Origin of the sequence: Microbispora sp. CL1-1, from assembly GCF_012034195.1 — a bacterium.
Lineage (GTDB): Bacteria > Actinomycetota > Actinomycetes > Streptosporangiales > Streptosporangiaceae > Microbispora.
This window is the reverse complement of record NZ_JAATEK010000010.1, coordinates 43,887-60,242: the sequence shown is the minus strand read 5'-3', so window position 1 is coordinate 60,242 and position 16,356 is coordinate 43,887. Positions and strand designations below refer to the sequence as shown.

The following is a 16,356-nucleotide window of genomic DNA, read 5'->3' as shown; positions in this document are numbered from 1 at the left end:
CCCCCCGGAAATCACGCGCAGGTTCCCGGGGCGGTCTAGAGCTGGCTAACGCCAGTGACGGACAGTTTTCTCCAAGAACCGGCGGGAGTCGTCCACGTCGAGCGCCTTCGTCTCCAGGTAGTCGAACGCCACCTCGTACCGGTAGACGATCGCCTCGTCCTCGACCAGACGGCCGCCCAGGAGCGCCTCCAGGTACACGACGTCGTGGAAGTCGGGCACCTTGAGGTGACTGAACGCCCCGGTGTTGATCGGGTGGTCCGCGTCGAGCGGCAGGATCCGCAACTCGACGTTCGGCAGCTCGGACACCTCGATCAACCGTCTGAGCTGTTCCCGCATCACCTCGTGGTCGCCGAACCGGCGCAGCAGGACCGACTCTTCCAGAACGGCCGAGATGGCCAGCGGGCTCTCCGCCCTGAGAACCGCCTGCTGGCGCGCCATCCGGACCTCGATCCGGCTGCGGACGCCGCCCGGCAGCTCAAGGGTGCTTCGTTGTCCGCTCTCCATCATGGCCCGGACGTATGCCTCTGTCTGGAACAGACCCGGCACTACCTGGGGTTCCCAGTCGCGTGCCGCCGTGGCTTCGGCCTCCAGGCCCAGGAACGTCGTGTATTCCTTGGGCAGGGAGTCGCGGTAATCCTCCCACCAGCCCTTCCGGGTCGCGTCCCGGTGCAGGGCGAGCAGCTCTTGGCGTTGGCGGGAATCTACCATGTAGATCACCAGAAGTGCCTCAACATCGCTCGTGCGAGGCGAGGTGCGCGCCGTCTCGATTCTGCTGATCTTCGCCGCCGACCAGCCGAGCCGGGCGGCCACCTGGTCGCCCGTCAGATCGGCGCGCTCGCGTAAGCGGCGCAGTTCCTGCCCCAGCCGACGGCGGCGGACGGTGGGACTGCCGTGCTCGGGCACCCCTGCCGACCTCCTTCATCCGGTGAATCCGGTGGTTGCGGTGGACGCACGGATGGTGGGCGCGCCCTGGCGGATCGGGCGCGCGGGTGAGGGGCGCCCTGTCCTGAGATTACCGCGCCCGCTCGTGCAACTTGCATCGCAATTTGCAGCGCATCGACACAAGATTCTTGCGGATTTCTTTTCGTCAAGTATTGCAGCGCATTGCGTCCTGAGTCACGATCGATGCGGGAAGGGTCTTCCGGCGTGTGGGGGCGCCGGCGGTCGCCGGCGAAATACTCCGAGGCCCGATTCCCCATCCGGGGCACGCGCCCGGCGAGGGGCGCCGACCGCTCCGGATGCGTGTGACAACGGGGAGGCATCCGGGCCAGCGGGATTTCGAAATTCGACCGGCAATCACCGGCGCTCGCCGCGCACGAGCGGCGAGCCGGCGAACAACGAACGAGCCGTTCCGAGGGTGGGACGCGCTCTCCCTACGACGAATTGAGGACGACGAGATCTCTATTTGGCACCCCTCCGGAAGGAGTCCCTTGGTGAATCCCGGTGCCGCCTGGTTATCACTGATCAAAAGCCGGATGACGATGGCAGACCTGGCGCTGTGCGCCGATCAGGACAGGTGGGCGCGTGAACTGAAATGGACCGTGAGCCGCACCGGCTTCGGCGCACGCCACTACCGCGACCCCCGCTTCGACCTCGTACGCGAGCTGGAGGAGGTCGGCCGCCTCTTCACCGTCTGACGCCCTCCGACGCGCCGCACCGGGCCCGCGCCGCGAAGACGGCGCGGAGGGACGCGGCCCGACGGCCCTGACGGCGTGGAGGGACGCGAGGACAGACGCGGCCCGACGGCGCGCGGCGCCGGGTCGGGGACGAACTGATCGTGACCGGTTAGGCTTGCACGGGTGACGACCGCGCTCATCCACGAACGGCTCCAGTCCCAGCTCGCCTTCCACATGGAGATCGACAAGCTGAAGCGCGTCATCCGCCGCAACTCGCTGATCGACGGCTCGCGCCGGGAGAACGACGCCGAGCACTCCTGGCATCTGGCCATGATGGCGATGACGCTGGCCGAGCACGCGCCCCCGGGCACCGACATGTCCAAGGTGGTCGCGATGCTGCTCGTCCACGACCTCGTGGAGATCGACGCCGGTGACACCTTCATCTACGACCCCGTCGCGGTCGAGGCGCAGGCCGCCCTCGAACGCGCGGCGGCCGACCGGATCTTCGGGCTGCTGCCGGACGACCAGGGGGCGCGGCTGCGCACCCTGTGGGACGAGTTCGAGGAGCGGCGCACGCCGGAGGCGAGGTTCGCCCGGGCGCTCGACCGGCTCGCGCCGATCATCGCCAACCACCACAACGAGGGCGGCACCTGGCCGCTCTACAAGGTGACGGCCACGCAGGTCATGGAGAAGGTGCGGCTCATCGAGGAGGGGTCGCCCACGCTCGGCGAGTACGCCGCGGAGCTGGTCGCCGGCTCGGTCGCCCGGGGTCATCTGGCGCCCTGACGTCGACGACGTCAGCCCGAAACTCGTACATACCGTCCCATGCCTGTTCCATGTTCACACCTGTGACGCGGGGGTACGTGATCCCGTGTTAGGGGGCGAAACATGGAAGAGACGACCAGGCCGCGTGCGGGCCGTACGGCACGGAGGGTCCCCTCGGCGGAGCTCCTCGACGGGCTCGAGCGGGCCACCGCGCTCGACCGGCCGATCACCGTCATATCCAAGAAGGTCCGCCGCAGACTAGGCCCGGGCAAGCTCAGGGACGTCCTGCACGGCGTGCCCATGGGCCACCCGCTGCACCCGGCGCTCGCGGTGACGACCTTCGGCTGCTGGCTGTCGGCGAGCCTGGTGGACATGACCAAAACCGGCTCGCGTGCGGCGCGGACGCTGATCCTGGCGGGGCTGGGCAGCGCCGTTCCCACGGTGGCGGCCGGCCTCACCGACTGGTCCACCCTCCACCGCGAACAGCAGCGCGTGGGCCTGGTGCACGCCATGACCAACGCCGCCGCGGCGCTCTGCTACACCGGCTCTCTCTTCTTACGGGTGACGGGACGCGAACGCGCCGGGCGCATGCTGGGGTACGCGGGACTCGCGGCGGCCTCCGCGGGCGCCCACCTCGGCAGCCACATGTCCTATCGCCAGGCGGCCGGGGCCAACCACGCGGAGTCGGTCGGCCACCTCATGCCGCTCGGCTGGCACGACCTGTGCGTGCTCAAGGACCTGCCCAACGGGCGGCCGGTGCGGCGGCGGCTCGGCTACATCGATCTTTTCGTCCTGCGTCTCGGCGACGACGTGAGCGTGCTCGCGGACAACTGCTCCCATCTCGCCGGTCCGCTCCACCAGGGCCGGGTGGCCATGGAGGAGGGCCAGGCCTGCATCGTCTGCCCATGGCACGGCAGCGCCTTCCGCATCTCCGACGGCCGGGTCATGCACGGCCCCGCCACGTCGCGCCAGCCGGCCTTCCAGACGCGGCTGCGGCAGGACGGCGTCGTCCAGGTCCGTCCCGCGGAGTGACCACCTGCGACCCGTCCGTGCCCGCCCGGGCCCGGGTCAGCCGGTGTCCGGGCCGCGGTCGTCGGCGGGATGCTCGACCAGAGCGAGCACCCGGTTGGACATGAACCTCGCGGTGCGAACGGGTGTGCCCGCCCGCGTGACCTCGGTGACCTCGACCACTCCCCGGCCCGTCGTGATCTCGATCCGGCGGCCCGCCCTGGTCGCGACCACCTCGTAGGTGCGCGGGGTGCCCCCCGCATCGATGACGATCTCCACCCGGTCGCCCTTCACAAGGGCAGACATACCCTTTCAGGACACCAGCTTCACAATCGCCACGATTCCGACGACAACAATGAAGCCCCGCAGCAAGGGTGCGGGCAGCCTGCGGCCCACGCGGGCCCCGAGGAAGCCGCCGGCGGCCGAGCCCAGCGCCACCAGCAGCACGGCGATCCAGTCCACCGGCGCGACGAACGCGAACAGCACCGCGGCCGTGGCGTTGACCAGCAGCGACAGCAGGTTCTTCGCCGCGTTCACCCGTTGCAGGTCCTCGTCGAGGAAGCTGCCCAGCAGGCCGATCAGCACGATGCCCTGGGCGGCGCCGAAGTAGCCGCCGTACATGCCCGCGCCCAGCACGCCCAGCCACAGCCACGGCCCGCCGTGGGGGTGCGGCCTGCGCCGTACGGCCAGCCACTCGTTGATCCTCGGCTGGAACACCACCAGGAGGCAGGCGATCGCGATGAGCACCGGGACGATGACCTTGAACGCCTCGGCGGGCAGGACCAGGAGCAGCACGCCACCGGCGAGCGAGCCGATCACCGACGCGACGCCGAGCCGGAGCAGCCGCTCACGCTGGCCCTTGAGCTCGGCGCGGTAGCCGAGCACCCCGGTCACGCCGCCGGGGACTAGCCCGACGTTGTTGGAGACGTTCGCGACGATCGGCGGAAAACCGACGGCCAGCATCGTCGGGAACGTGATGAGCGAACCCGATCCCACGACGGCGTTGATCGCCCCGGCCCCGATTCCGGCCGCGAAGACCGCGGCCGCCTCCCACGGCGTCACTCGCACCTCTCCCTGCTTACCTGCCTCGCTTCGCTCGGCGGTTCGGGGCGCTTCCAGGCCGTGGGGTCGTGCCGGAGGCGCGCGATCAACACTTCCCTCGTCGCGCTTGATCGCTTCGCTCCCGCGCGCTCCTCAGTCCAGAACACGGCGCGCCCCTCCCTCGAACGGCTATCCGCCAAGGGTAGGCCGGGGGCTCCGCCAGGACGTCAGAGGGGACGGGCGAACCAGCGGCCCTCCTGGCCGCGGTCGAGGTGCAGCGGCACGCCGAAGGTCGCCGACAGGTTCTCCGCCGTCATCACCGCGTCGATCGGCCCCTGGTCGACGACCGAGCCGTGCCGCAGCAGCAGCACGTGGGTGAACCCGGCCGGGATCTCCTCGACATGGTGGGTGACCAGCACCATCGTGGGCGACTTCGGGTCGCGCGCCAGCGCGCCGAGACGGCGTACGAGGTCCTCGCGGCCCGCGACGTCGAGCCCGGCGGCGGGCTCGTCGAGCAGCAGCAGCTCGGGGTCGGGCATGAGCGCCCGGGCGATCTGCACCCGCTTGCGCTCGCCCTCCGACAGCGTGCCGAAGCGCCGCCTGATCAGGTGGGCGCAGCCGAGCTGGTCGATGAGCTCGACGGCCCGGGTGACGTCGTGGGAGTCGTACTCCTCCGTCCACCGGCCCAGGATCGCGTACGACGCGGTGAGCACGAGGTCGATGACCTTCTCGTCCGGAGGGATGCGCTCCGACAGGGCCGCGCTGGCCAAACCGATCCGGGGCCGCAGGTCGAACACGTCCGTCTGGCCGAGCCGCTCGCCGAGGATCTCCACCGAGCCCTCGGACGGGAACAGCAGCGATGCGGCCACCTGGAGCAGCGTCGTCTTCCCCGCGCCGTTCGGCCCGATCACCACCCAGCGCTCGTCTTCCCTGACGCTCCAGTCGATGCCGCGCAGCAGGGCCGCGCCGTCCCTGCGGACGGCCACGTCCTGAAGCTGAAGCACCTGACCGCCCATGTGGCCCCCTCCCGTGGTTCTCTGAGATAAAACTATGGCAGTCCGACCACATATCGTGGATCGGGTGCGCATCGATTCACCGATCTCCGCCACGCTCGTCGCCTGGGGCAACGCCTGGCTCGGCGGACACGTGAGCCTGGAGCACGCCCTCGACCGCGTCGAGCGCGAGGCCGGGCCTCAGGTGGTGGCGGCGGATGACGTCGAGACCCCCCTGCTCGCCTACCTCGTCGATCAGCGGATCGAGGGGCTCGGCGCGTTCCGGCTGGCCCTGCCGGTGCCCGGCGACCCGCTCGGGCTCACCGGCCCGCCCGCCTTCAACGGCGCCGCGATCGACGCGGGCCAGGCCGCCGTGGCCGTGCTGTCCGGCCGCTGCCTGGGTCTCGTGCCGTCCGCCGACCGGCGCGGCTCCTCGTACTCCGGAATCCGCTGGACCGTGACCGAGGCGTCGGCGGTCCCGCCCGACGTGCCGTCGCTGGCCGAGGCGGAGCAGGCGCTGCGGACCGCCATGATGGCCGCCACCGAGGCGCTGCTGGGCGTGGGCGGCCCGGCGCAGGGCTTCCCTGCGGCCGACGCGCTCGACCGCGCGGGCGAGGCCCTGGCTCCCGGCTACCCCGGCAGGGCGCACCGGGTCGGCGCCCTCGCCGCCCGGCTGTCGGTGGCGCTCCGTCTCGCCGACGAGCGAGGGCTCACGTCCGGGCAGGTCGCCGTGCGCGGGCAGGCCCTGCGCGACCTCGACCGCGCCGTACGGCGGGCCAGGGTGGCCGCACACAACGCCATCGTGGAGTCCCAGGTCTGAAGCCGCACTCAGGCCAGGCCGTGGCGTACGGCGTAGAGCGCGGCCTGGGTGCGGTCCTGCACGCCGAGCTTCATGAGCACGTTGGAGACGTGCGTCTTCACGGTCTTCTCGGCCACCACGAGCTCGCGGGCGATCTCGCGGTTCGAGCGGCCGGCGGCGAGCAGCCGCAGCACCTCGCGTTCGCGGTCGGTCAGCGCGGCCCCCGCGTCGGCCTGCTCCCGGTCCGCCGGTCCCGCCAGCATCGCCTCGGCGGCCTCGGGCGCGAGCAGGACCTGCCCGCCGTGCACGGCCCGGATCGCCTGCACGAGGGCGGCGGGATCCACGTCCTTGTAGAGAAAGCCCGCCGCGCCCGCCCGCATGGCCGGGGCCACGTCGCCGCGGTCGCTGACCGAGGTGAGGACGATCACCCGGACGTCCCGTCCGGACAGCTCCGCGAGCGCGCCGAGGCCGTCGAGCACCGGCATCTTCAGGTCGAGCAGCAGCACGTCGGGGGCGAGCGCGCCGGTCATCTCGACCGCCTCGGCGCCGTCCGCCGCCTCTCCCACGACGCTGATGTCCTCCTGGATTTCCAGGAACGTACGCAGGCCCTGCCGCACGACGGGGTGGTCGTCGGCGATGAGCACGCGGATCACGCGGGCACCTCCAGTCGTACGGTCGTGCCGCGGCCGGGCGCGGAGGAGACCGTCAGCGTGCCGCCGACGGCCTGGGCCCGGTCGCTCATCGACGGCAGCCCCAGGCCGTGCACTCCCGCCCCGTTTGGTCCGGTGCTGTCGAAGCCCACGCCGTCGTCGGTCACCTCCAGCACCAGCGTGGCCTCCCGGTGCGAGAGCCGTACGTCGATGCGGGCGGCCCTGGCGTGCCGTACGGCGTTGTGCAGCGCCTCCTGGGCGACCCGGAGCACGGCGACCTCGATCTCGGGCGCCAGGTCGCGGTCGTCCGGCGACTCGCCCTCGGCCGAGAACGCGACCGTCATGGGGTGCAGGCGGTCGAGGAGGGCCGCCAGCTTGCGCACGCTCTCCACCAGCCCGTGCCGGTCGAGCTCGGCCGGGCGCAGCTCCACGATCATCGCGCGCAGCTCGGTCAGCGCCTCTCCCGCCATCCGTTCGACCCGCTCGATCGCCTCGGCCGCCCGCTCGGGGTCCGTACGGGCGAGCGCGGCGGCGGCCCGCGCGGTCAGCCGCAGCGAGAACAGCTTCTGGCTGACGGCGTCGTGCAGCTCGCGGGCCATCCGGGTGCGTTCCTCGATGACCGTGAGCTCGCGCCCCCGCTCGTACAGCCGGGCGTTGGTGATCGCGATGGCGGCGTGCGCCGCGAACAGCGTCAGCAGCTCCTCGTCGGCCTCGTCGAACCCGCCGGGCGTCCGCTTGTTGGACAGGAAGATGATCCCGAGCACGGTGTCGCCGTCGGTGATCGGCACACCGAGGAAGTCCTTGAGGATGGGGTGGGCCTTCGGCCACCACTCGAACCTGGGGTCCCTGCGGATGTCGGGCAGCCGCACCGGCGTCCCCTCACGGAGCATCGCGCCCAGCATGCCGTGCTGGCGCGGGGTGGGCCCGATGGCCGCCCACTGCTCGTCGGAGATGCCCTCGGCCACGAACTCGGCGAACGCGCCGTCGTCGTCCGGCACGCCGAGCGCGGCGTACTTCGCGTCGAGCAGCCGCGCCGCGGACCGCACGATCACCTGGAGGACCTCGCGGACCGACAGGTGACGGGTGACGGCGAGCACGGCCGAGCTGACCGCGTGCAGCACGGCGTCACGGTCCCGCTCGCAGGCGGCGGCGGAGTGGGCGGGCTCGGGCACGCAACACAGACTAGGTCCCGCGACGGGCGGGCCGCGTCGGCCGCAGGACCTAGACCCAACTGCCGAGCGACGGCCGGGCCTCGGTCCGATGCGCTCGTGACGTGCCGATTCCTAGCGTGAGGCGCATGAAGCACGCACTCATCACCGGAGCCTCGCGAGGGCTGGGGCTCGCGCTCGCCAAGGCGCTCGCCGACGACGGCTGGTCGCTCCTGCTCACCGCGCGCGGTGAAGAGGACCTGATGTCGGCCGCTTTCGACCTCGGCGCCCGGGCCCTTCCCGGAGACGTCGCCGACCCGGCGCACGTGGCGAGGCTCGCCGACTCCGTGCCCGAGCTCGACCTCCTGGTCAACAACGCGAGCGGGCTCGGCCCCACCCCGCTGCCCAGGCTCGCCGACTATCCGCTCGACGCGCTGCGCGCGCTGTTCGAGACGAACGTGATCGCGCCGCTCGCGCTGGTCCAGGCGACCCTGCCGGCGCTGCGCAAGCGGCGGGGCGCGATCCTCAACATCTCCTCCGACGCCGCCGTCGAGGCGTACGAGGGCTGGGGCGGCTACGGCGCGACCAAGGCCGCCCTCGACCAGGTGTCGAACGTCCTGGCCGCCGAGGAGCCCGACGTGACGGTCTGGTGGGTGGACCCGGGGGAGATGCGCACCCGCATGCTGACGGACGCGGTCGGCCCGGAGGAGGCCGGAGCGGCGCCGCCGCCCGAGAGCGTGGTGCCCGCGCTGCTGCGCCTCGTCGGCTCCCGCCCCGCCCCCGGCCGTTTCACCCGGGGAGCGCTGGAATGACCACCCCCGATCCGGAGATCCGGCCCTACGGAGAGTCGTTCGAGTTCGCGCTGGGGGCGGCGCTGGAGGCGCACGAACCGCCGGAGGCGCGCGGGCTGCGCCGCGACGAGGTCAGGCTGCTGGTGTCGCGCCGCGACACCGGCGAGATCACCCATCACGTATTCGCCGACCTGCCGTCGCTGCTGTCCCCCGGCGACCTGCTGGTGGTCAACGACTCCGCCACCCTGCCCGCGGCGGTGCGGCTCGACCGGCTGGCCGTCCACTTCTCCGGCCGTCTCGCGTCCGGCGAGTGGCTGGTCGAGCTGCGCCGCCGTACGGGGACGGCGACGGAGCCCTACTCGGGCGCCGCGCCCGGTGAGTGGCTGCCACTGCCGGGAGGGGCCACGCTGCGCCTGCTGGCGCCGGAGACGCCGCGCCTGTGGCGGGCCCGCCTCGACCGCGACGTGCTCTCCTACCTCGCCAGGCACGGCGTGCCCATCCGCTACGGCTACGTGAGGCGCGACTGGCCGCTCGCCGACTATCAGACGGTCTTCGGGGTCGAGCCGGGCAGCGCGGAGATGCCGAGCGCCGGCCGGCCGTTCACCCCGGAGCTCGTCACCGCCCTGGTCAGCCGGGGAATCGGGGTCGCGCCGATCACGCTGCACACCGGGGTCGCGTCTCCGGAGAAGGACGAACCGCCCTATCCCGAGTGGTTCGCCGTCTCCGAGCGGACGGCACGGCTGGTGAACATCACCCATGAGCACGGGGGCCGGGTGATCGCCGTCGGCACGACCGTCGTGCGGGCGCTGGAGACCGCCGCCCGCGACGCCCCGGACACGGTGCGGGCGGCGTCGGGCTGGACCTCGCGCGTCGTCACGCCCGAGGGAGGCGTACGCGCGGTGGACGGCATGGTCACGGGCCTGCACGAGCCCCGGTCAACCCACCTGATGATGCTGTCGGCGATCACCGGGACGGGCGTGCTGGCCCGCTCGTACGAGGCGGCGCTGGAGGAGGGCTACCTCTGGCACGAGTTCGGCGACAGCCATCTCATCCTCTGACACGTGATTCCTGACGCGTGATCGAACCGTGACCTCGATCGTCAAGGCTGGCCCGCATGCGTACCCTCATCGGCAAGCCGACCGCGCTGCTGGCCGTGCCGCTGGCCGCGGGCGCACTGGTCGCGTCCGGCGCGCCCGCCTCCGCCGCGTCGTCGGCCGCGTCCGCATCGTCCGCCTCCTCGTCAACGGCGGCCTCGGCGCCCGTCCGCATCCAGGTCAGTTTCCCCTACCGCGCCCGCGCCGGGCACGTGGTGACGTTCACGGTCAAGCTCGTCAACAGGCTCAAGACCAAGACCGACGAGATCTTCCTCGCGGTCAAGTTCCCCAAGAACGTCACCAAGACCCGGATCTACGTGCCGCACGGCTCCCGCTATCACGAGCACTGCACGCGGGAGCGGACCCGCTCGCTGTGCGTGCTCCCCGGTCTCAAGAAGGGCAAGAGCTACACGTTCTATGCGAAGGCCCAGGTGAGCGGGTCCGCCCGCGGCAAACTCTACGGCTACTTCGGCGGCGCGGTCGTCGACACCTCGACGAACACCGACCCCAGGCGGCTGCTCTCGGAGTTCGGCGACAGCATCGGCTGGGTGAAGTCGAAGAGCACGATCACCCGCTGACCCCGTCCATCCTCCACGGCGCCCGCCCGGGGTCTCCGGGCAGGCGCCGCCGATCGTCCGGCGGCTTGTCCGGCGGTTTGTCAGGCCGCCGCGGCCCGCTCCCCGGGCTCCACCAGTCCCGTCCTGACCTGGGCCTCGGCGATCCGCGCGAGCTCCGCCCGCGCCTGTCTCCGGTGGGCCCGGCTGCCGTACACGGGCGGGCGGTCCAGCCGTACGCCGGGGAAGACCGTCACCTCCGCGACGAGGTCCCGGGCGGCGACGATCCGCAGGACGGACGCGAGCAGCGTGTCGTCCCCGACGTACGACGGCCGGGTGGACACGCCTGTTCCGGCGCCCTCGGGAAGCTCGAGGAACCGCAGCGCCACCGGCCGCACGGGCACCCCGGCGTCGATCGCCGCCTGGAACACCGCGGGCCGGAACCGGCCCATCTCGCGTCCGCACCACGTCGTGCCCTCGGGGAACGCGGCCACGCTCTCACCGCGCCGCAGCGCGGCGGTCATGTCCGCGACTACCTCCGGCAGGGCGGACGGCCGGTCCCTGTCGATGAACAGGGCGCCGCCCCCGGCGGCCAGCGTGCGTACGACGGGCCACCTGCCCACCTCGGCCTTGGCCAGCGGGCGGCAGGCGAAGGTCGCCGTGATCACCAGGGGGTCGAGCCACGAGACGTGGTTGCCGACGAGCAGGGCGGGCCCGTCCTCCTCCGGCACGGCCCGCGCCCGCGCCGAGCCCCCGATGCAGGAGAACCCGCGACGCGTCACGATCCTCACGCCGAGTGCCCGCAGCAGCAGCCGTGACCAGCGCGTCGTGACCGCCTCTCGCCACGCCGTACGGCCGAGGGCGAGCGCGATCGGCAGACCGGCGAGCAGCACCACGACCACGCCCAGCAGGCGGGCGGCCCGCCGCAGGGGGCCCGCCGTACGGGCCTGTGCCCGCACGCAGAGGTCCGGCGCGCAGGGGGAGGCGGGCAGCCAGGCGGAGGAGGCCGCGGGCAGGTGGGTGACGGCGCTCATCGCGACCGCCCGAGGAAGTGCCGCAGATAGCGGGGGTCGGCGTCGGCCACGCGCAGCAGCACGAAGAAGTCCGCGGTGCCGAAGTCGGGATCATGGGCGGGCGCGCCGCAGATCCACGCCCCGAGCCGCAGATAACCGCGTAGCAGCGGCGGCACCGCGAACCGGCCGGGGCGGGGGACCCCGTCGCCGCGCCAGGGCGTGCGCGGCGTGACGCGATACTCCTGCGGCCCCAGCGCGACCCGGTCGACGACACCGGCGGCGACCACGCCGCCGTCGTCCAGGGGCACCGAGCAGCAGCCCGCCAGCCAGGCGTGCCCGCGGTCGGCCATGTAGCGCGCGATCCCGGCCCACATCAGCGCGACGACCGCGCCGCCGCGGTGGCCGGGGTGCACGCAGGTGCGCCCGGCCTCGACCAGGTCGCCGCGCAGGCCCTCCAGCGCCCGGAGGTCGAACTCCGCGTCGGAGTAGAGCCGGTCGGAGCGGCGGGGCGGCAGCAGGCGGTAGGTGCCGACCACCGTGTCACCCTCGCGGACGAGGAGATGGTCGCAGTAGGCGTCGAGCGGTTCGACGTCGAGCCCGTTCAGCGGGGAGTCGAGCCGGGCGCCCATCTCCCCGGCGAAAACCTCGTAACGCAGGCGCTGGGCGGCACGCAGATCCGCGGCGCTCTCGGCGAGCCCGACGGTGTAACGGCCGGAATCAAGGGAATGCTGGGGCTGCAGCGAGATCGTCATGCGTGTCGCGTCCTTCCTCGGGGGGTGCCGGCCGCGGTGAGGCGTCCCGTCTCTCCCGGCCCCTTCCACGGCCCACCACCATGACGACATGCGGAAATGACAACGGAGCCTCAGAGCGGGGGCATGAAGGCGTCCGCATCGTGAACCTCGTGCGCGCACACGACAAGCGGCGCAGTAACCTCAAACAACGTGAACCAGCGCACGCTCCTGATCACGCTGACCGGTCCGGATCGCCCGGGCGTCACCTCGCGGCTGTTCTCCGTACTGTCCGGGTTCCCGGTCGTCGTGGCCGACGTGGAGCAGGTCGTCATCCGAGGCCGCCTCACCCTGGGCGTCCTCGTCGCGTACGCCGGGGGTCCGCCCACCGGCACCGGAGGCACGATCGGCGGCCTGTGGACGGCCGTCGAGCAGGTCGCCGCCGACCTCGACATGGACCTGGAGATCGCGACCGGCACGCACTCCAAGGAGAAGCGGCGACGCGGGCGGCTGCACGTCACCGTCCTGGGCGCGCCGCTGCTGCCCGCCGCCATGGCCGGGATCGCCGGCCGGATCGCGGCGAGCGGAGCCAACATCGACAGGATCGAACGGCTGTCGAGCTATCCGGTGACGTGCATCGAGCTCGCCGTGTCCGGCGCCGATCCCGAGTCGCTGCGGGCGGAGCTGGCCGCGGAGGCGGCGGCCCAGCAGGTGGACGTGGCCGTGCAGCGCAGCGGCCTGCACCGCCGCGCCAAGCGCCTCATCGTGATGGACGTCGACTCGACGCTGATCCAGAACGAGGTCATCGAGCTGCTGGCCCGGCACGCCGGGTGCCTGGACGAGGTCGCCCGGGTCACCGACGAGGCCATGCGCGGCGAGCTCGACTTCGCCGAGTCGCTGGTCAGGCGGGTCGCGCTGCTCGAAGGGCTGTCGGAGGAGGTCTTCGAGAAGGTCGCCAAGGAGGTCGTCCTCACCCCCGGCGCGCGCACGCTGGTGCGGACCCTCAAGCGGCTCGACTATCGCTTCGCGATCGTGAGCGGCGGCTTCACCCAGATCACCGACTCCCTCGTGGCCGATCTCGGCATCGACTATTCGGCCGCCAACACCCTTGAGGTCGTGAACGGCCGGCTCACCGGGCGGGTCGTCGGCGAGATCGTCGACCGGCCGGGCAAGGCCCGCGCGCTGGAGCGCTTCGCCGCCGAGGCGGGCATCCCGCTCAGCCAGACCGTCGCGATCGGCGACGGCGCGAACGACCTCGACATGTTCGCCGCCGCCGGGCTCGGCATCGCCTTCAACGCCAAGCCCATCGTGCGGCAGGCCGCCGACACCGCGGTCAACGTGCCCTATCTCGACTCGATCCTCTATCTGCTCGGCATCTCCCGCGAGGAGGTCGAGGCGGCCGACGCCGAGGACGGCATGCCGCCCACCATGAACTGAAATCTCAGGACCTGGTCGCGAACGCGCCTGATGCCACCGCGCACAGCCGTACGGCGTCGGCACCGAGTGAGCGCAGGGCCTGGTCGACGGCGGCGGTGCGCAGCAGCGCCCGCCCGGAGCCGGGCTCGGCGTCGTCCGCCTCCAGTTCGGTGAGCCGGCGCTCGGCCTGGGCGCCGACCCACACGGCGTCGTCCGCGAGCCCCCGGCTCACCTCCCCCGCCGGTTCGTACGGCTCCCGCCCCCACACGGCCTGCGCGGCGCCCCGCAGGTGGACGGCCACGGCGTCCAGGACGTCGGGCACCGGCCCGGCCCCGGTGGGTTCGTCGCGGAGCACCGAGATCAGCGTCAGCAGGTCGTCACGCACCCGCTGGGCGGCCTCCACGGCCTCCTCGACCGCGTCGGGGGCCGTGCCGCCGGGCTCCTTGGCGATGTAGCCGAGCGCCGCCGTGACCATGTCGGCGTCCACCGCGGCCTTCCTGATCCGCTCGTCGGCCCGCTCGACGCCCGCCTTCCCCCGGGCCATCTGCGCCAGCGTCCGGGCGGCCGCCGCGTGCGAGTCGAGCATCCGGCCGACCCGCTCGGCCAGCCGGTCCGTCTCCCCTCGCGGCCACAGCAGCCGCGCGCACGCGATGGCGATGACACCGCCGAGGATGGTCAGCACGACCCGCGACTCGGCGATCCCCGCGGTCTGCGGCCTCTGGAAGTCGAGCAGCAGCAGCACGCACATCGTCATGAACGTCGCCCAGTAGGCCTGGTGGGTCGGGGCCAGGCCGAACGCCAGCGCGGCCGACACCCCGATCAACGCGACGAGCGTCCAGTGACCCGGCATGAGGTGGAGGATGCCGGCCGAGATCAGGCCCCCGGCCGTGCTGCCGCCCACCCGCGCCCACACCTTCGCCCGCGTCTCGCCGTACGTCGGCTGGATGGTGACCAGCACCGCGATCACCAGCCAGTGCGGATAGGCGGGCTTGAACAGCACGATGACGATCGAGGCGAAGGCGGTGCCGAGCACGACCCGCAGGGCGTGCCGCACGCGCGGGTCGTCGAAGGCGAGCGACGGAGAGACCGCCAGCGTGGTCAGATCGAGGCCGGGTGTGCACAGGCGGCGGGCCGCCTCAAGGGAGCCGTCGAGCGCCTCCCGGATCCGCCCGGCGCTGTGCGCGATCTGCCGGAGGAGGACGAGCACGACCATCTCGCGCCTGCCGCCCGCGGCCCGGTCGCGCAGCCGGTCGACCCGGTCGCCGAAGTCCACGATCGACACGCGCTCGGGCGGGCACTCGGCCAGATAGGCGCGCAGCGTCGCGGACAGCGAGGCCACGAGGTCGCAGATCCCCGCCTCGTCCGCCGCGCCGGGCGCACGCCGGGCCAGCGTGCCGCACAGCCCGCGCAACGCGATGATCTCGTGGAACACCCGGCGCAACGCGAGCGCGACCTCCTCTGCCGCCCGCGACCGCTCCCACTGGACGCGGCGGGCGCGGGCCATGCGGACATCGGCGATCGCGGCGGTGGCCTTCCTGCGGCGCTCGTCCCACTCGTCCTGACCGACGGCGGGGTCGGCCACGGCCTCGGCCAGCTCGGCCAGGGTGTCGGCCGCCTCGCCCAGCACCGCGACGACCGGGCGGGTGCGCCGCCACGGCCAGGGCAGCGTGAGCAGGACTGCCGCCAGCAGGCCGCCGAGCAGTTGCAGGCCGGTGTGCGGCGCCGGATCGAGCGGCAGCGGGTTGGCGGCGGTCAGCAGCAGCGTGAGCGCCGGGGTGACGCCGATCGGGCGCACCAGGCCGCCCAGCCCGGCCAGGGCAGAGGCGACCAGCACCATGGCCCAGCTGCTGCCCGACAGCAGGATCCCCAGCGACGTCCCCACGCCGACCGACAGCACGACGCCGAGCAGAAACGGCGTGCGCACACCCGCGGGGTTCACGATGGCCCGCCCCGCGACCAGCCACGCGCCGACGCCGACCGTCGCGCCGCCCGCGGGATGGCCGGCGAGCAGGCCGGTCAGCAGCGGGATCAGCAGGCAGGCGGCCCCGGTCAGGCCGAAGCCGAGCGCGAGGCGTGGATCCTCCAGCCTCGGCGCCCTGGCGAGCACGACGTTCCTGAGCGGCAGGCGGGTGTTTCTACCCGCCGTGCCGCCCGGCAATCAGGGGCGGCTCATCCGGGCCAGCCGTCCGGTGCCGGGGGCGAGGTGCTCCCACGACGGCACGTCCAGCTCGATCACCGCGTACGCGCAGGGCGGGAAGCCGTCGAGCCGCGCGTCGGTGAGGGCGACCACGAGCTCGTGCACGCCCGGGTTGTGGCCGACGAGCACCACCGCCGCGATCTCGTCGTCCGTACGGCGCAGCACGCCGAGCAGGTCGTCGGGGTACGCCTCGTAGATGTCGCGCTCGATCTCGACGGGAGCGTCGAGGCCGAGCAGCTCGGCGGTCCTGCGGGTGCGGACCGACGGCGAGCACAGGACGAGCTCCGGGGCGAGCCGCCTGATCTCCTCCCCCGCCGCGCGGGCGTCGCGCTCACCACTGGGGGTGAGCGGACGTTCGGTGTCCAGGAGGCCGGGCACCTGGCCCGCCTTGGCGTGCCTGACCACGACGAGCGTCCGGGCGCTCACGGCATGGCCCACACGGCGAGACCCACGATCACGGCCATCATCACGGCCATGGTCAGCAGGATCAGCGCCAGCGTCCTGCCCCCGTTCGGCTTGTCCATAAGTGCTCAGTGTATGGAGA

At 72.7% G+C, this 16,356-nt stretch carries 18 protein-coding genes; 8 read left to right on the top strand and 10 right to left on the bottom strand.

The genetic code is table 11. The annotated features are described in order from the left end of the window. Positions 1 to 45 precede the first annotated feature (45 nt). Complete coding sequence (locus HCK04_RS14760) at positions 46 to 903, bottom strand: helix-turn-helix transcriptional regulator (RefSeq protein WP_142647910.1); 858 nt, start codon at positions 901 to 903, stop codon at positions 46 to 48. Between the two features lie 572 nt (positions 904 to 1,475). Here HCK04_RS14760 and HCK04_RS14755 point away from each other — a divergent pair. The 3 genes from HCK04_RS14755 (at position 1,476) to HCK04_RS14745 (ending at position 3,413) form a co-directional block, all read left to right on the top strand. Next, positions 1,476 to 1,637, top strand: coding sequence for a hypothetical protein (locus tag HCK04_RS14755; RefSeq protein WP_159454860.1), 162 nt, complete (start codon positions 1,476 to 1,478; stop codon positions 1,635 to 1,637). 213 nt (positions 1,638 to 1,850) lie between these two features. Next, a complete protein-coding gene (locus HCK04_RS14750) occupies positions 1,851 to 2,402 on the top strand; it encodes an HD domain-containing protein (protein ID WP_142648065.1) in 552 nt (183 codons plus the stop codon). Between the two features lie 102 nt (positions 2,403 to 2,504). Further along, the gene (locus HCK04_RS14745; protein WP_142647909.1) at positions 2,505 to 3,413 is read left to right on the top strand and encodes a Rieske (2Fe-2S) protein; all 909 of its coding nucleotides are present in this window, start codon (positions 2,505 to 2,507) and stop codon (positions 3,411 to 3,413) included. 36 nt (positions 3,414 to 3,449) lie between these two features. Here HCK04_RS14745 and HCK04_RS14740 read toward each other — a convergent pair whose 3' ends face one another. The 3 genes from HCK04_RS14740 to HCK04_RS14730 all read right to left on the bottom strand — a co-directional run bounded on the left by HCK04_RS14740 (position 3,450) and on the right by HCK04_RS14730 (position 5,446). Next, a complete protein-coding gene (locus HCK04_RS14740; protein WP_205830246.1) occupies positions 3,450 to 3,695 on the bottom strand; it encodes a hypothetical protein in 246 nt (81 codons plus the stop codon). 6 nt (positions 3,696 to 3,701) lie between these two features. After that, positions 3,702 to 4,451 carry a sulfite exporter TauE/SafE family protein gene (locus HCK04_RS14735; RefSeq protein WP_142647908.1) on the bottom strand — a complete coding sequence of 250 codons (750 nt, stop codon included), beginning with the start codon at positions 4,449 to 4,451 and terminating at the stop codon, positions 3,702 to 3,704. 206 nt (positions 4,452 to 4,657) lie between these two features. After that, the gene (locus HCK04_RS14730) at positions 4,658 to 5,446 is read right to left on the bottom strand and encodes an ABC transporter ATP-binding protein (RefSeq protein WP_142647907.1); all 789 of its coding nucleotides are present in this window, start codon (positions 5,444 to 5,446) and stop codon (positions 4,658 to 4,660) included. A gap of 64 nt (positions 5,447 to 5,510) precedes the next feature. Between HCK04_RS14730 and HCK04_RS14725 the strand changes: the two genes are divergently transcribed. Then, positions 5,511 to 6,242, top strand: a complete 732-nt coding sequence (locus tag HCK04_RS14725) for a hypothetical protein (protein ID WP_260617264.1) — start codon at positions 5,511 to 5,513, stop codon at positions 6,240 to 6,242. An 8-nt stretch (positions 6,243 to 6,250) separates the two neighbouring features. On the opposite strand, the gene HCK04_RS14720 is transcribed toward HCK04_RS14725, so the two are convergent. After that, positions 6,251 to 6,874, bottom strand: coding sequence for a response regulator transcription factor (locus tag HCK04_RS14720; RefSeq protein WP_142647905.1), 624 nt, complete (start codon positions 6,872 to 6,874; stop codon positions 6,251 to 6,253). Next, a complete protein-coding gene (locus HCK04_RS14715; RefSeq protein ID WP_142647904.1) occupies positions 6,871 to 8,043 on the bottom strand; it encodes a GAF domain-containing sensor histidine kinase in 1,173 nt (390 codons plus the stop codon). Before HCK04_RS14715 ends, HCK04_RS14720 begins: the two co-directional genes overlap by 4 nt. 125 nt (positions 8,044 to 8,168) lie before the next feature. On the opposite strand from HCK04_RS14715, the gene HCK04_RS14710 reads away from it, so the two are divergent. From HCK04_RS14710 to HCK04_RS14700, 3 genes are read left to right on the top strand one after another with little or no spacing between them, the layout of a single operon-like run. Continuing rightward, on the top strand, positions 8,169 to 8,831 hold the full coding sequence (locus HCK04_RS14710; RefSeq protein ID WP_142647903.1) for an SDR family NAD(P)-dependent oxidoreductase: 663 nt from the start codon (positions 8,169 to 8,171) through the stop codon (positions 8,829 to 8,831). Further along, positions 8,828 to 9,868 (top strand): S-adenosylmethionine:tRNA ribosyltransferase-isomerase, encoded by a 1,041-nt coding sequence (locus HCK04_RS14705; RefSeq protein ID WP_142647902.1) that lies wholly within the window; start codon positions 8,828 to 8,830, stop codon positions 9,866 to 9,868. The genes HCK04_RS14710 and HCK04_RS14705 overlap by 4 nt, the downstream gene beginning before the upstream one ends. 56 nt (positions 9,869 to 9,924) lie before the next feature. Next, a complete protein-coding gene (locus tag HCK04_RS14700) occupies positions 9,925 to 10,482 on the top strand; it encodes a hypothetical protein (RefSeq protein ID WP_142647901.1) in 558 nt (185 codons plus the stop codon). An 80-nt stretch (positions 10,483 to 10,562) separates the two neighbouring features. On the opposite strand, the gene HCK04_RS14695 is transcribed toward HCK04_RS14700, so the two are convergent. Together HCK04_RS14695 and HCK04_RS14690 are read right to left on the bottom strand one after the other, a co-directional pair. Beyond that, positions 10,563 to 11,492, bottom strand: coding sequence for a lysophospholipid acyltransferase family protein (locus HCK04_RS14695; protein ID WP_142647900.1), 930 nt, complete (start codon positions 11,490 to 11,492; stop codon positions 10,563 to 10,565). Next, positions 11,489 to 12,223: a GNAT family N-acyltransferase gene (locus tag HCK04_RS14690; protein ID WP_142647899.1), complete on the bottom strand. Its 735-nt coding sequence runs from the start codon at positions 12,221 to 12,223 to the stop codon at positions 11,489 to 11,491. Before HCK04_RS14690 ends, HCK04_RS14695 begins: the two co-directional genes overlap by 4 nt. A gap of 189 nt (positions 12,224 to 12,412) precedes the next feature. On the opposite strand from HCK04_RS14690, the gene serB reads away from it, so the two are divergent. Further along, positions 12,413 to 13,636: a phosphoserine phosphatase SerB gene (gene serB, locus HCK04_RS14685; protein WP_185948976.1), complete on the top strand. Its 1,224-nt coding sequence runs from the start codon at positions 12,413 to 12,415 to the stop codon at positions 13,634 to 13,636. A gap of 4 nt (positions 13,637 to 13,640) precedes the next feature. On the opposite strand, the gene HCK04_RS14680 is transcribed toward serB, so the two are convergent. Then, complete coding sequence (locus HCK04_RS14680) at positions 13,641 to 15,773, bottom strand: FUSC family protein (protein WP_142647898.1); 2,133 nt, start codon at positions 15,771 to 15,773, stop codon at positions 13,641 to 13,643. Next, positions 15,774 to 16,238, bottom strand: a complete 465-nt coding sequence (locus HCK04_RS14675) for a histidine phosphatase family protein (protein WP_260617263.1) — start codon at positions 16,236 to 16,238, stop codon at positions 15,774 to 15,776. Positions 16,239 to 16,356 lie beyond the last annotated feature (118 nt).